A 13,519-nucleotide genomic window follows, 5' to 3' on the forward strand; every position below is an offset into this window, starting at 1 on the left:
AGAAAGTCTCCGATAGTGACCTGTTCTTCGGATGCTCGCTGCTCGCTGCTCGCCGGGGCTTGGGCGCGTGGCGCTCAGCGCGAGGTGCCGGCAGCTGCTTCGAGCCAGTCGAGGATCTCCGGCCACGCCGCCTCGGCGATGGATCTGCGCATGAGACCGTGATGCCCGATGTGGTCGATGCCGAGCTCCGCGGGGGAGACGGTCCGCCGGGTCACCGGCGCCAGTCGCAGTCGGTCGGTGAGCGCATCGATCTGCGCAGGAGCCGCCCACAGATCGTCGGTCGTGCCGACGGAGAGCACCGGGGTGCGCAGTCGGGCGATGCGCGCCTCGGCGTCGAAAGTCGGATCGTCGAAGAAGAAGTGGGGCCGTCGCAGCCAGCTCGTCCACTCATAGAGTGCGGCGGCGGGGATGTCTTCGCCGAGGCCCACACGGCTGCCGGGCATGTACCCGAGCATCCGGGTGACGGCCCTGCCGACGACCCCGAGCCCGACTCCGACGCGCAGGCGCTCGCTGCGGGGTGCGATGTCGCGGGTCGCCGCCATGTGAGTGGCGATGGTGACGATGCCGCTCAGGCGCTCGCCGCCGCAGCCCAAGAGCAGGGAGTGGCCGCCGACGCTGTGGCCCAACGCGACCTGCGGCAGATCGGGGAAGGACGCTTCGGCCCAGGCGGCTGCGGCCGAGACGTCCTCGAGCATCCAGTCGCGCATGCGGATGTGCCGATGAGCGCGGGCCGTGGCCCGGTCTCGACTCCGCGGAAGCCGTAGGTGATCACGGCGAACCCGCTGGCGGCGGCCGCCTCGGCGAAGGAGAAGTAGAAGCGTTCCGGAGTCGCGGTGGCCGGGTGGATCGTCAGCACTGCTTGTGCAGCGCCCTCGGGGAGGAAGAGGTGCCCCTCGAGCTCGCTGGAGCCGTACCGGCTCGAGACCGGAATGCGCAGGGTCTGTGGCGTGAGCGTGTCCATACGTTTCAGCGTAGTGAGTCGGAGACAAGAATGCTACTGATTGGTAATAACTGTTGATTTCACATCCCCGGCGAGTCCGGGAGTGCTGGTACGCTCGGGGAATGACCGCGTCGGATCGGAACCATCCCGCATCACCCGCCCAGGCAAGCAGCCGAGACCGCGAGAGGGGTCGGCGCAGGTCGATGTTCGTCGCCGCCTTCGGCACCGTCGTCGAGTGGTACGACTTCTCGATCTTCTTCTATGTCGCCACGACCCTGACCAAGGAGTTCTTCGGCGATCAGACGGACTCTCTGCTGCTGACCCTCGGGGTCGGTGCGGCGGGATTCCTCTTCCGGCCCTTGGGTGCGATGGTCTTCGGCCACCTCGGTGATCGGATCGGACGGCGATCCACGCTCATCATCTCCGCGGTCCTCATGGCGATCTCGATGCTCGGGATCGCAGTCATCCCGAACTACGAGACGATCGGCATCTGGGCGGGCGTCCTCATGGTCACCCTGCGCTGCCTGTCCGGGTTCTCCGTCGGTGCCGAATACACCGGCATCATGGTCTTCCTCATGGAGTCGGCGCGCCCGGGACGCCGCGGCCTGGCCGCGAGCTGGGCTGCGGCCAACAGTGAGGTCGGTGCCCTCCTGGCGGTGGGATCCGGTGCGCTGTTGGCGAATACGCTCAGCCCCGAGGCGATGGATTCCTGGGGCTGGCGGCTGCTGTTCGTCCTCGGTGCCGTCCTCGCCATCCTCATGGTGCCGCTGCGCTCGATGATGGAGGAGACCGAGACCTTCAAGCGGCTCCAGCAGGCGGAGAAGGAGAAGAAGGACGTCGCTCTCAAGCGCTCCCCGCTCATCACCGCGATCGTCGAACAGCCGCGCGCGATCCTCGTCGCCTTCCTCATCTCCTCGATCGGCTCGGTCAGCTACTTCCTCAACATCACGTATGTGCCCACGTACGTCGAAGAGGTCGCGAAGGTTCCGAACTCCGGTTCCCTGGCCCTGGGCACGGTTGCGGCCGTCGTCGCCATCGTCGTCACTCCGTTCTTCGGTCTCGCCTCGGACAAGTTCGGGCGCAAACCCGCTCTGGCCGCACTCATGGTCGTCTTCGTCTTCACGACGATTCCCGCATATGTGCTGCTTTCGAATCAGTCCGCGGGCATCGCGATCGCAGGGTCTGCGTTCCTCGCGATTCCGGCGGCCGGGTGGAGCGCGGTGGCCGCTGCCATGGTGCCCGAACAGTTCACCGGCACGAGCCGCTTCTCCGGCATGGCGATCGGCTACAACGTCGCCACCGTCCTCTTCGGCGGACTCTCGCCGCTCATCGCCACAGCGCTCATGTCCTCGACGGGCATCACGCTGGCACCGGCGATCTACGCCACCGTCGTCATCGTCGTCGCCGGAGTCCCGACCCTCATCCTCGCCCGCAGCATGGGCAACAAGACCCTCGCCGAGGTGGACGCGGACAAGCATCTCGTGCCCGCCTGAGGGCGTGGCCGGGGCGGCCCGAGCGCAGTGTGGGCTGTCGGCTCACGACCATGCGGCGATCGAAGGAAGGCACCGAATCGGCCGCTGCGGCGGATCGGTGACAGGCGTTGCCGTTCTGCCACACGCTGCGCACATCTCGAGCGCGATGAGCTCATAGGTTGGTTTCAGAACACGCATTCGGGCGACCTGGTCCCGGGTGCGAGAGACCGACCAAGGAGTCACCATGAAACGCACGAAGCGCGCCACCTTCACCGCCGCCGCCCTGCTCAGCTGCACACTCGCCTTCTCGGGCTGCTCGCTCATCAGCCAGGTCGTGCCGGACCAAGACGGGACTGCCGGAGAACAGGTCGAGGCCGACGGTCAGCAGACCGAAGGCCAGCAGCCGACCGGAGAGAACGACGCCTCGCAGGACGCGGGCGGGGACTCCTCCGATTCGGGATCGTCCTCCTCGGCCGAGGGCACATCGAACGGCACCGACGGTTCGAACGGCACCGAGGGTTCGGACGGCGGAACCGCAGGCTCGGACGACGGGACGACCGGATCGGATGCAGGACAGTCGTCGGGCAGCCAGGGCGAGGTGAGCATCGGCGAAAGCTTCGAGGACCCGGAGATGCAGGACAAGATCGAGGTGCTCTCGGCCGTGCGGAACTTCGACTCGTCCCAGAAAGCCACGTCCATCGAACTCGGCGGCGAAGTCGTCCTCCTCGAGGTCAAGATCACCCCGGGACAGAAATACAGCGGACTCATCCAGTCGGGCGCCTTCAAGATCTCCGACGACGGCGGTGCCGACTATCGGTACGACCAGACCGACGGCCTCGAAGCCGAGATGAGAGCTGCCGGATACGAACCCTTTGAAGATGTGACTCGCCGCGACGGCGGAACCCATCAGGGCTGGCTCGCCTACGTTCCCGACGAGAAGCAGGACACCTACACGATTCGGTACGAACGCGGACCCGGCAAGGTGATGGGAACCGAGGAGAAGGTTCCGGAGTTCACGACCACCTTCGACATCCCCTCCGTCTGATTCGCGGCCGTCCAGGACGCCTGCGGCAGGCGGAGCCCGCCGATCACCGAAAAGCATATCGAGGCCGGCCCTCCGAATTCGGAGGCCGGCCTCGATGCCTCGTCAGCGTTTCACATCAGCCTTCGCTGAAGGCCTTCCAGTCCGAGACCTCGGACTCGGCGAGCTGAGCCGCCACACCCGTGTAGGTGGCAGGGGTCAGAGCCTTGAGCAGTTCGGCACGCTCGTCGGGCAACCCGAGACCGTCGACGAAATTCTGCAGATCGACCTGGTTGATGCGCTTGCCGCGAGTGAGTTCCTTGAGCGTTTCGTACGGGTTGTCCATTCCCGGCACTCCCTGCAGTCCGGCGGCACGCATGACCGACTGGACGGCTTCACCGAGGATCTCCCAGTTGCCGTCGAGATCGGCGGTCAGGGCCTCCTCGTTGATGGCCAGGGTGCCGAGCCCCTTGACCAGGTTGTTCAGCGCGAGCAGCGAGTGGCCGAAAGCGACACCGATATTTCGCTGCGAGGTCGAGTCGGTGAGGTCACGCTGCATCCGGGAGGTCACCAGGGTGGACGCGAGCGAATCAAGCAGGGCGCACGAGAGCTCGAGGTTCGCTTCGGCGTTTTCGAACCGGATCGGGTTGACCTTGTGCGGCATCGTCGATGACCCGGTCGCACCGGCGACGGGAATCTGCTTGAAGTAGTTCATCGAGATGTAGGTCCACATATCGGTGGCCAGATTGTGTGCGATCCGGTTGAACCGAGCGATATCGGCGAACAGCTCGGCGTTCCAGTCGTGGGACTCGATCTGTGTGGTCAGTGAATTGAAGGTCAGCCCGAGTCGGTCTTCGACGAAGGTGCGGGCGATCTGCGGCCAGTCTGCTCCGGGCACGGCGGCCAGGTGCGCAGAATATGTACCGGTGGCGCCGTTGATCTTGCCGAGGAACTCGGTGGCGGCGATGCGTTCGTACTGGCGGCGCAGGCGGTGGATGAAGACCGCGAGTTCTTTGCCCATCGTCGTCGGGGTGGCCGGCTGACCGTGAGTGTGGGCGAGCATCGGAACCTCGGCCAGCTCCGCGGCGGACTCGGCGAGTGCGTCGATGAGAGCCTTCGCGCGGGGCAGCCACACCTGCTCGGTGGCCCCCTTGACTCCCAGCGCCCAGGACAGGTTGTTGATGTCTTCGGACGTGCAGCAGAAGTGGACGAGCTCGCCGAGGTCCTCGGCGCCGATCGTCACTAGGGCTTCTTTGATTGTGTACTCGACGGCCTTGACGTCATGGACGGTGACGGCCTCATGGGCGGACAACGTGGCGATGGTGTCGGCGTCGAAGTCGGCGGCGAAGGCACGCAGACCGTCGACCTCGTCGAGGGTGAGGGTGCGCACGCCGTCGATCACGGAGTTCTGTGCGAGGTGGATGAACCACTCGATCTCCACCGTGATGCGATTGCGGTTGAGAGCCGCCTCGGAGAGGTGATCGACGAGGTCAGCGGTGTCTTTGCGGTAGCGCCCATCAAGCGGTCCGAGAGCGATGGCGGGCGAGATTTCGGCAAGGGAAACAGTCGGCATGTCCTCATTTTCTCATGAGCGGCGAACCGGGCGGCACCTGTCCGGGCCTACCCGCTGGTAAGCGAAGGCGGAGGGCGGGACTCGGGAGTCGCCGCCTGTGGATTCGGTGGTGACTTCGACATCTGTGCCCTGTGGATGCTCAAGGCGCTTCCCCAGCCCTCAGATCGAGGCTTCCGCACTCGAGCCGCGCTCTCCTACGGTCGAGTGATTCGGGCACGGATGCCGAACAGGCAGCTGGGAGGGCAGAGGTATGATCACGGACGAGTTGGAGCGCAATCGCGAGCAGTGGAGACGGCGAGCGGAGGTGTTGCACTCCTTGGCGCAGAGCTGCCGGCAGATCGACGGATGGGATTCCCCTGCGGGGAAGCTGCTCGATGACCGGGTGGTCTCGTGCGCGGAGTCGATCGACTTGTTGGGTGAACGGGCGGAGAAGCTCGCTGAGGCCTATGACCTCCACCTGCAGGTCGTGTCGGTGGGAGGGCGGATCCAACTGTGAACGCCCATCCCGCCGCACGCGAGACAGCCGGAATCGACAGTTGGATCGTCGTCGACCTCGACCGGATCCTCAGGCTGCCCGAACGGCTGCGTCGACTCTGGCCGCCCGATCTGCTCCCGCACCGGGCCGATCGGGAGCCCGGAGCCGCCTCGGCGGAGGTGGGAAATGCCGGTGCAGCCCCGGGGAGGGGTGAGGCGGGCGGCGGGGGAGCGAAACGGGAACTCGACGTGCTCACCGCATGGCTGCGAGGCTTCGCCTCCGAACTCGACCGGGCGAGCACGCGCATCAGCGTCGTCGTGTCATCCGGAGTCGAAACCGTCCACCTGGCGCTGTGCCTGGGGTCGGGCGTCGGGCATGCGATCCTGGCGCTGCAGGGAGAGGGGCTTGAGGACTTCGCACAGCACCAGCTGCTGCGCCGGATCGAAGCCCGATTGATCGGGCACGTCGTCGAGGATCTCGCCGAGCTCGTCGAACACGACTGTGTGCTCACGCTCAGCTGGGCCTCTGGAACGGGCACCACGGGACTGGAGTTCCTCCGCCGAAAGGGCGGCGCCTGGTTCCGGCCGGTCATCGAACGCGCCGGCGATTCCGTCACCGTCGACGACGACGTCGCCGCAGGAGAGGCAGCGGTGCGGATGCTGCTGAGCGCCGTGCTCACACGGACGCTGACGGCAAGTGCCGCGAATTGACGGCGGCGGGATCCGACGAGGATCGATCTGGACTTGAGGGGACCGGGACATGAGGGGAGACCCGCGATGATCGATTCGACAACGCGCGGCGGTGGGCGGATCACCGTCGACGAACGCGCCGACGGCAGCGGAGACGCACTGCAGACCGTCATCACCGACGTCGGTGACCTGGCTGTCGAAGCAGCCGTCGGGGACTTCGACCTCGCGACCCTGCTCACTCAGGTTCCGGCGCCGGTGACAGCGCTCAACCTCGATGCCTGCCGGGTCCGATTCCACAGTCAGCTGGCCGCCTCGGTGCTCGAGCTCGAGGCCACTCTGCTCGCCGTTCGGGCCGCTGCCTTCGCCTATCGCCAGGCGGAGAAGGGCCTCAGCGAAGTCTTCGGCGGGCTGCTCGACGCGCTCGGCTACGCGACCGGACGGGCCCTCGCCCTCAGTCTGCCCGTCCTCATTCCCGTCGCACTCGTCGTCGGCGCCCAGGTCGTCGTGGTCACGAAGATCCTCGACGCCACCGGACTCGACGATGTCATCTCCAAACAGTTCGGCATCAACCTGGGCAAGACGAAGGCGAAAGCGAAGGAAGCGCTGATCACGTTCGTGTTCGAACAGTCCGACGTCACCGGGGCGATCATCGAACACGTTCTGCCGGGCATCGTCGTCGGATTCATGGGGCTGCCTCCGTTCGTCCTCAACGCCGACGGCGACCACGCGTTCTGGCCGCACGACTCGAAGTCGATGACGATCTGGGTGCTGGCCGGGGCGAACAAGTTCGATCTGCTGCTGCCCTCTGACGTCGAGGTGTGGAAGGCGAAGGGTCTGACCCCGCCACACAAGGAGCCGCCGCGGGATGTCGAAGACCTCTTCATCCGCGAAGCGAACTGTCACCGCGGAACCGATTCTGGGCAGGTCCGCATCGAGGAGATCGTCGGCCCCGATGGGACGACCCGCTATATCGTCTACGTCCCTGCCACCACCGACTGGTCCCCGAAGTCCGGGGACAACACAACCGACCTGACGACGAACGTGCAGGGCATGGCCGGCAATGACACGGTGATGCGCGAAATGGTGCGGCAAGCCATCGCCGACGCCGGTATCGGTGGCGATGCCGAAGTGATGCTCGTCGGCTATTCGCAGGGAGGCATCACTGCGGGTTCACTGGCCGCGGACCCCGCGTTCTTGGACGATGTCAATGTCACGGCGCTGATGACGGTCGGTGCTCCGGTCTCTGATTTCCCCATCGACTCCGGTATCGACGTGCTCTCGATCGAACACGAACAGGACCTCGTGCCCGACCTCGACGGCAACGAGAACCCGGCGACGAAGAACTGGTCGACGGTCACCGTCGGCTACGACCCGGAGGAACTGCGCAAAGCCCCCGAGCTTGCGGATAAGACCGATGCCGAACTCGATGCGATGTTCGCTTCGGCCGGAGCGGCGCACTCCTCCGTGGCTTATGCCGCCTCGATCGGTCTGCTGCTGCGGGCTGGGAACTCCGGCTTCGACCGCTTCACCTCGAAGAACTCGGGGTTCTTCACCGGCGACCTGACGAAGACGCGCGATTACCAGGGCAAGCGCAAACGCCACTGAACTCGGCTCGCGGATACGGAACTCGGCATCGAAGCGATGCACCGCGTCCGAGCCCGGTCCCGGCGCACGGAACCGGAACTCGATCCCGCACCTGAGTGCCGCCTCGGTGTGGGCCGGACCTCGTGGAACCGGAACTCGACGACGCACCGGAGGGCCGCCTCGGTGTGGGCCGGACCTCGCGCAACCTGGACGCAGGGGCGGGTCGCCTCGGTGATCGGACGTGCGTTGGTCGGACGGTGGAGCATCTCTGCCGTGATCGACAATTGTCCGCGGAACGCTTTGGAACTCGGCCACATGTGTCGAGCTCAGGCCATAGTCTGTTCCTGACCTGCACTTTTGATACTCGAACCGCAAGGGAAAAGTGGCAAGCAGTGAGTGGATTCGGTATTGTGATACCACCTGTGAATCAGATCACTCGAGGGCGAGTTCTCACATCCGAGGGCCTGCCCGACGGACACGGTCCACCACTGGTCACCTCCGGTGAAGATGGACCTCGAACAAAGGAGAACTGAAATGACCTCCAACATTTCAGTGGGAACCGGCGCTGCCCACAGTCAGTCCTCGGAGCCCAGAATGATCCAGATGCTCACCGAAGACGGAAATCGCGTCGAATCCGGTGAGTACGATGCCTTCGCCGCAGAACTCACCGATGAGGATCTGCGCGGCTTCTATCGGGACATGGTCCTGGTGCGCCGCATCGACGCCGAAGGAGCCGCCCTGCAGCGTCAGGGACAGCTGGGCCTGTGGGCACCGCTGTTCGGACAGGAAGCGGCTCAGATCGGCATGGGACGGGCCGCCCGCCCTCAAGATTTCGTCTTCCCCACCTACCGCGAACACGGCCTCGCCTACACCCGCGGTGTCGAGCCCGAGACCCTGCTCAGCATCTTCCGTGGTCAGAACCACGGCGGCTGGGACCCGCAGGAGCACCGGTTCCACACGTACACCATCGTCATCGGTTCGCAGACCCTGCACGCCACCGGCTATGCCATGGGCGTGTCCATGGACGGCGACGTCGGCACCGGTGACATCGAGCGCGACACGGTCGCCATCGCCTGCTTCGGCGACGGTGCGACCTCGCAGGGCGATGTCTCCGAGGCGCTGACCTTCGCCGGAGCCTTCCACGCCCCGGTCCTGTTCTTCTGCCAGAACAACCAATGGGCCATCTCCGAGCCCACACACGTCCAGACCGCCGCACCGCTGTCCACCCGCGGCGAAGGATTCGGAGTCCCCGGCATCCGCGTCGACGGCAATGACATCATCGCGATGTACTCCGTCGCCCGCGCCAGCCTCGACTCCGTGCGCGCCGGCCACGGCCCGATGCTCATCGAAGCGTTCACCTACCGTCGCGGCGCCCACACCACGGCCGACGATCCGACGAAGTACCGTGACAAGGCCGAAGAGGAGATCTGGGAGGACCGCGACCCGATCATCCGCCTCAAGGCCTACCTGGACAAGCACACCGAAACCAGCGCAGAGTTCTTCGCCGAGGTGGACGCCGAGGCCGACACCCTGGCCGCCCGCATCCGCCACAACTGCATGACTATGGAGAACCCCGACGGCGTCGAGATGTTCGCCCACGTCACCGCGGAACCCCACTCCCTCGTCGACGAGGAACGTGCCGGATTCCTGGCATACCAGGCCTCGTTCGCCGATGCGGGTGAGGCCTGATGGAGAAACTTCCCCTCTCTAAGGCGATCACCGCCGGAATGCGCAAGGCCATGGAGGACGACCCGAAGGTCGTCCTCATCGGTGAGGACATCGGCAAACTCGGCGGCGTCTTCCGCGTCACCGAGGGACTGCAGAAGGACTTCGGTCCCCAACGCGTCATCGATGCCCCGCTGGCCGAGTCCGGCATCGTCGGCACCTCGATCGGCATGGCCATCCGCGGTTACCGTCCCGTCATCGAGATCCAGTTCGACGCGTTCATCTTCCCGGCCTACGACCAGATCGTCACCCAGGTGGCGAAGCTGTACAACCGGACACTGGGCAAAGAGAACATCCCGATGGTCATCCGCGTGCCCTACGGCGGCGGCATCGGCTCACCCGAACACCACTCGGAGAGCCCCGAGACCGTGTTCGCCCACCACGCCGGCCTGCGGCTGGTCTCCCCGTCGAACGCGCATGACGCGTACTGGATGATCCAGGACGCGATCAAGAGCGACGACCCGGTGATGTTCTTCGAACCCAAGCGCCGCTACTGGATGCGCGGGGACGTCGACACGTCTGCACGGGGCGAGTTGGGCATGCACGACGCCCGTGTGGTGTCCGAGGGAACTGATGTCACGCTCGTGGCCTACGGTCCGCTGGTCCCGACGGCGGAGGACGTGGTCACCGCGGCCGCTGAGGAAGGCAAGAGCGTCGAGCTCATCGACCTGCGCAGCCTCAGCCCGATCGACTTCACCGCGATCGAGAAGTCCGTGACCAAGACCGGCCGTCTTGTCGTCGCCCATGAGGCCCCGACCTTCTTGGGGCTGGGCTCGGAGATCGCCGCGCGCATCACCGAACGCTGCTTCTTCAACCTCGAGGCCCCGGTCATCCGGGTAGGCGGCTACCACACCCCGTACCCCGGGTCGCGGATGGAAGAGCACTACCTGCCCGACCTCGATCGCATCTTCGATGGTGTCGATCGGGCCCTGTCCTACTGATTTCGAGGAGAGTCAAGAATGTCATTCGAATTTCCTCTTCCCGACGTCGGTGAGGGCCTGACCGAGGCCGACATCGTCGCGTGGAAGGTCGCCCCCGGCGACACTGTCACCGTCAACCAGATCCTCGTCGAGATCGAGACCGCGAAGTCGCTCGTCGAGCTGCCCAGTCCGCAGGCCGGCACCGTCGGTGCGCTCCTCGTCGAGGAGGGCCAGACCATCGAGGTCGGCACCCCGATCATCCGGTTCGGCGGAGATGATTCCAGCGCCGAGGCGGCCCCCGCCACCGCTGGTGCGCCCGCTTCCGGCTCGGCTGAGAAGCCGGTCGAAGAATCCGGGGACGCCGACGGCGGAGCCACACTCGTCGGCTACGGTGCGAAGGAGACGTCGTCGAAGCGTCGTCCGCGCAAGGGCGCTTCCGTCCCCGCTCCTGCCGCTTCCGCAGCATCGGCGGCCCCGGCTACCCCGGCTGCGGCGCGGGCTCCGGCGGCATCGCCTGCACCCGCAGCAGCTCCTGCGCCCTCTGCGGCTCCAACCGCGGATGCGCAGCTCGCGGCGGCACCTGCCTCGCCGGTCAAGCCGCTGGCGAAGCCGCCCGTGCGGAAGCTTGCGAAGGATCTGGGTGTCGATCTGTCCCAGGTCGCCCCGACCGGTCCCCACGGCGACGTCACCCGCGATGATGTGCACGCGGCCGCGAACCGGACGGCGGCTCCCACGGCGGGTGCGACTGCACCGGCGGCCGCCTCGGCGAGTGACCAAGGAGCGCTCGAGGAACGGATTCCGTTCAAGGGCGTGACGAAGATGATGGCCAAGGCGATGGTCGATTCGGCATTCACGATGCCGCACGTCACCGAATTCCTCGATGTCGACGTCACCGAGACGATGGCGATGGTGCGCCGGCTGAAGTCGACGAAATTCCTCGGCGAGGACGTCAAGGTCTCGCCGCTGCTCATCGTGGCCAAGGCCGTGGCGTGGGCGGTGGGCCGCAATCCGCGGATCAACTCGTGCCTCGAAGGTGACGAGATCGTCGTGAAGAAGTACGTCAACCTCGGAATCGCGGCGGCGACCCCGCGCGGTCTCATCGTGCCGAACATCAAGAACGCGCAGGCCATGGGACTGGGCGAGCTCGCTCAGGGCATTCAGGATCTCACCGCTCTGGCGCGGTCGGGCAAGACGCCGCCGGCCGATCAGGCGGGCGGCACGATCACGGTCACGAACGTCGGCGTCTTCGGAGTCGACGCCGGTACGCCGATCATCAACCCGGGCGAGGCCGCGATCCTCGCGTTCGGGCAGGTTCGGATGAAGCCGTGGGTGGTGGGCGACGAGATTGTTCAGCGTGAGATCACCACGCTGTCGGTCAGCGCCGATCACCGTGTCGTCGACGGCGAGATCATCTCGAAGTTCCTCGCCGACGTCGGACGGGGCCTGGAGGACCCGACCCTGATGCTGGCCTGAGGTCTTACCCTGGTGCCGGCTTTCTGCCGGTTCTGGCGGCTGAGTGTCCCGGTTTCGCATAGTGCGAGGCCGGGGCGCTCTGTTCCCCTTGCCGGTCTCGGCCCAGTGTCCCTACACACTTCTCGGACATCTCTGTGTGCCTACTCGCTGGTCGGGCACCGCCACGATTGCGTGGGGCAATGATCTCACGCATCAGCACACACCTTCGCGGACTCTGGAGACCCCTTGAGCCGCATCCGTTCGCCGCTGCGGGCCACACTGCCGCATTTCGACGCCGGCCCGGTTGCAGCGGCGTCGCGGCCACGGTGCGATCCGGCGAATAGGTACACCTTGTTCTGAACTGCTCACCGAAGGACGTGATGAGTTCAGAGAAGACGAGACCACAACAGTCTTCGCCGCTGGCCCTCGTCTGCGAACCGCAGAAATGACCCGGGCACTGCCCGGTGAGTGAGCAGGAGCACCGGCCGCGAGGTGACGATACAGCCTGTCCGATAAGTCACTCGACAACACAACCAGGGCTGTTCGGCTCAGACTGGGCCGTGATCGAATGGCAGGCGGCCCGAGCAGAAGCTGGGGCGCTCGAGCGTTGCGCCCGTCAGTCGGTGGCTGCAGCGAGCAGTCGCTGCTTGAAATTGGAGACTGGGCGCGGAAGCGGAGCCTCGGCAAGATAGGTGAGGACCAGTTTGCGTTCGATCGTGGGCGTGATCGGGACGCTGACGAGATCGTTGAAGTTCATCAGCGGGACGACCAGCCGCGGCACTGCGGTGATGCCCATACCTGCTGCGACCATTCCACCGACTGCGGGAATCGTGTCGGCGGTCTGCACCTCCTTGGTCTCTGCTCCGACCTGCAGCAGAGCTCGCCGCACCATCGGTGCAATGCTCGTCACAGAATTGAAGCCGACGAACTCCTCACCATGGAAATCTTCCCACCGCACCGAAGCTCGTGCAGCGAATCCATGATCGCGGGGGACGATTGCAACAAAGGGGTCGGAGAGGAACGGTTTCACAGCCAGGTCGGCAGGGAGGGAACCTGTGAAGGCGACGAGACCGATGTCAACCGTTCCGTCGGCCACCATCGGCACGACCTGATCCTGAGGCGCATCACGGATGACGAGTTCGACCTCCGGGAACTCGCGTCGAAATGTATGAACGACCTCTGGCAGGCCTGTCGCCGCCAAGGACGGCAGGCAGGCGATCCTCACCTGGCCTGAACTGCCGGTGACGAAGCCGGAGATCCGCGTCAGCGCAGAGTCGAAAGATCGAACTGCGTGCGCGGCGTACAGGGCCACCTCATTGCCGGTGACCGTTGCGGCGACTTTCCGGGTGGTGCGCTCGAACAGGGGCGTGCCGATGCGTCGTTCCGCTTCGGCGTCGTCGCCCGTGAAGGTGTTGGATTCTCCGAGCTGAGTCACGCCATCACCGAGGAGACAGTGGCGAATCATTTCGGCTTGCCGGTCTCACGAGTCAGCTGTTTCCTGTTGTCGCGGCTCAATGCCATGAGCTTCGAACTCAAGGGGATGCTGGGCAGCGGAGTGACAGGAGTCAGCCACCTCGACGGGCACGGAAAGACGCTGAGCTATCACCTGCTGACAATGCAGCTGACGCATTAAGCAGAATGTTCATTCGCGGGCCGATCCACGTCCTC

12 protein-coding genes are annotated in these 13,519 nt (G+C 65.5%); 9 read left to right on the forward strand and 3 right to left on the reverse strand.

Annotated elements, in window-relative coordinates; genetic code table 11:
- Window positions 1-74: 74 nt before the first annotated feature.
- A complete protein-coding gene (locus GUY37_RS00815; protein WP_228278281.1) occupies window positions 75-707 on the reverse strand; it encodes an alpha/beta hydrolase family protein in 633 nt (210 codons plus the stop codon).
- Window positions 708-1,062: 355 nt separating this feature from the next.
- On the opposite strand from GUY37_RS00815, the gene GUY37_RS00820 reads away from it, so the two are divergent.
- Window positions 1,063-2,433, forward strand: coding sequence for an MFS transporter (locus GUY37_RS00820; RefSeq protein ID WP_208094733.1), 1,371 nt, complete (start codon window positions 1,063-1,065; stop codon window positions 2,431-2,433).
- 223 nt (window positions 2,434-2,656) lie between these two features.
- Complete coding sequence (locus GUY37_RS00825) at window positions 2,657-3,457, forward strand: transcriptional regulator (protein ID WP_166821043.1); 801 nt, start codon at window positions 2,657-2,659, stop codon at window positions 3,455-3,457.
- A 115-nt stretch (window positions 3,458-3,572) separates the two neighbouring features.
- On the opposite strand, the gene purB is transcribed toward GUY37_RS00825, so the two are convergent.
- Complete coding sequence (purB, locus tag GUY37_RS00830) at window positions 3,573-5,006, reverse strand: adenylosuccinate lyase (RefSeq protein WP_166821045.1); 1,434 nt, start codon at window positions 5,004-5,006, stop codon at window positions 3,573-3,575.
- Window positions 5,007-5,256: 250 nt separating this feature from the next.
- Between purB and GUY37_RS00835 the strand changes: the two genes are divergently transcribed.
- From GUY37_RS00835 to GUY37_RS00860, 6 genes are all read left to right on the forward strand, one after another.
- Window positions 5,257-5,502, forward strand: coding sequence for a hypothetical protein (locus GUY37_RS00835; RefSeq protein WP_166821047.1), 246 nt, complete (start codon window positions 5,257-5,259; stop codon window positions 5,500-5,502).
- On the forward strand, window positions 5,499-6,191 hold the full coding sequence (locus GUY37_RS00840; RefSeq protein ID WP_166821049.1) for a hypothetical protein: 693 nt from the start codon (window positions 5,499-5,501) through the stop codon (window positions 6,189-6,191). Before GUY37_RS00835 ends, GUY37_RS00840 begins: the two co-directional genes overlap by 4 nt.
- A 66-nt stretch (window positions 6,192-6,257) precedes the next feature.
- Window positions 6,258-7,775, forward strand: coding sequence for a hypothetical protein (locus tag GUY37_RS00845; RefSeq protein ID WP_166821051.1), 1,518 nt, complete (start codon window positions 6,258-6,260; stop codon window positions 7,773-7,775).
- A gap of 513 nt (window positions 7,776-8,288) precedes the next feature.
- Window positions 8,289-9,443 (forward strand): pyruvate dehydrogenase (acetyl-transferring) E1 component subunit alpha, encoded by a 1,155-nt coding sequence (gene pdhA, locus GUY37_RS00850; protein WP_166821053.1) that lies wholly within the window; start codon window positions 8,289-8,291, stop codon window positions 9,441-9,443.
- Entirely contained in the window at window positions 9,443-10,420 is a 978-nt protein-coding gene (locus tag GUY37_RS00855) for an alpha-ketoacid dehydrogenase subunit beta (RefSeq protein ID WP_152347181.1), read from the forward strand. The genes pdhA and GUY37_RS00855 overlap by 1 nt, the downstream gene beginning before the upstream one ends.
- An 18-nt stretch (window positions 10,421-10,438) precedes the next feature.
- Window positions 10,439-11,872, forward strand: coding sequence for a dihydrolipoamide acetyltransferase family protein (locus GUY37_RS00860; RefSeq protein ID WP_166821055.1), 1,434 nt, complete (start codon window positions 10,439-10,441; stop codon window positions 11,870-11,872).
- Window positions 11,873-12,467: 595 nt separating this feature from the next.
- Here the strand turns inward: GUY37_RS00860 and GUY37_RS00865 are convergent.
- Entirely contained in the window at window positions 12,468-13,286 is an 819-nt protein-coding gene (locus GUY37_RS00865) for a LysR substrate-binding domain-containing protein (RefSeq protein ID WP_166821057.1), read from the reverse strand.
- Between the two features lie 3 nt (window positions 13,287-13,289).
- Between GUY37_RS00865 and GUY37_RS19555 the strand changes: the two genes are divergently transcribed.
- Window positions 13,290-13,484 (forward strand): AtuA-related protein, encoded by a 195-nt coding sequence (locus GUY37_RS19555; RefSeq protein WP_456061975.1) that lies wholly within the window; start codon window positions 13,290-13,292, stop codon window positions 13,482-13,484.
- Window positions 13,485-13,519 lie beyond the last annotated feature (35 nt).

The organism is Brevibacterium limosum, assembly GCF_011617705.1.
Taxonomy (GTDB): domain Bacteria; phylum Actinomycetota; class Actinomycetes; order Actinomycetales; family Brevibacteriaceae; genus Brevibacterium; species Brevibacterium limosum.

What these genes read in the sequence shown, in the direction of transcription:
- GUY37_RS00815 (WP_228278281.1), bottom strand. Translation starts at nt 707, where the DNA reads ATGCGCGACTGGATGCTCGAGGACGTCTCGGCCGCAGCCGCCTGGGCC.
- GUY37_RS00820 (WP_208094733.1), top strand. Translation starts at nt 1,063, where the DNA reads ATGACCGCGTCGGATCGGAACCATCCCGCATCACCCGCCCAGGCAAGC.
- GUY37_RS00825 (WP_166821043.1), top strand. Translation starts at nt 2,657, where the DNA reads ATGAAACGCACGAAGCGCGCCACCTTCACCGCCGCCGCCCTGCTCAGC.
- purB (WP_166821045.1), bottom strand. Translation starts at nt 5,006, where the DNA reads ATGCCGACTGTTTCCCTTGCCGAAATCTCGCCCGCCATCGCTCTCGGA.
- GUY37_RS00835 (WP_166821047.1), top strand. Translation starts at nt 5,257, where the DNA reads ATGATCACGGACGAGTTGGAGCGCAATCGCGAGCAGTGGAGACGGCGA.
- GUY37_RS00845 (WP_166821051.1), top strand. Translation starts at nt 6,258, where the DNA reads ATGATCGATTCGACAACGCGCGGCGGTGGGCGGATCACCGTCGACGAA.
- pdhA (WP_166821053.1), top strand. Translation starts at nt 8,289, where the DNA reads ATGACCTCCAACATTTCAGTGGGAACCGGCGCTGCCCACAGTCAGTCC.
- GUY37_RS00855 (WP_152347181.1), top strand. Translation starts at nt 9,443, where the DNA reads ATGGAGAAACTTCCCCTCTCTAAGGCGATCACCGCCGGAATGCGCAAG.
- GUY37_RS00860 (WP_166821055.1), top strand. Translation starts at nt 10,439, where the DNA reads ATGTCATTCGAATTTCCTCTTCCCGACGTCGGTGAGGGCCTGACCGAG.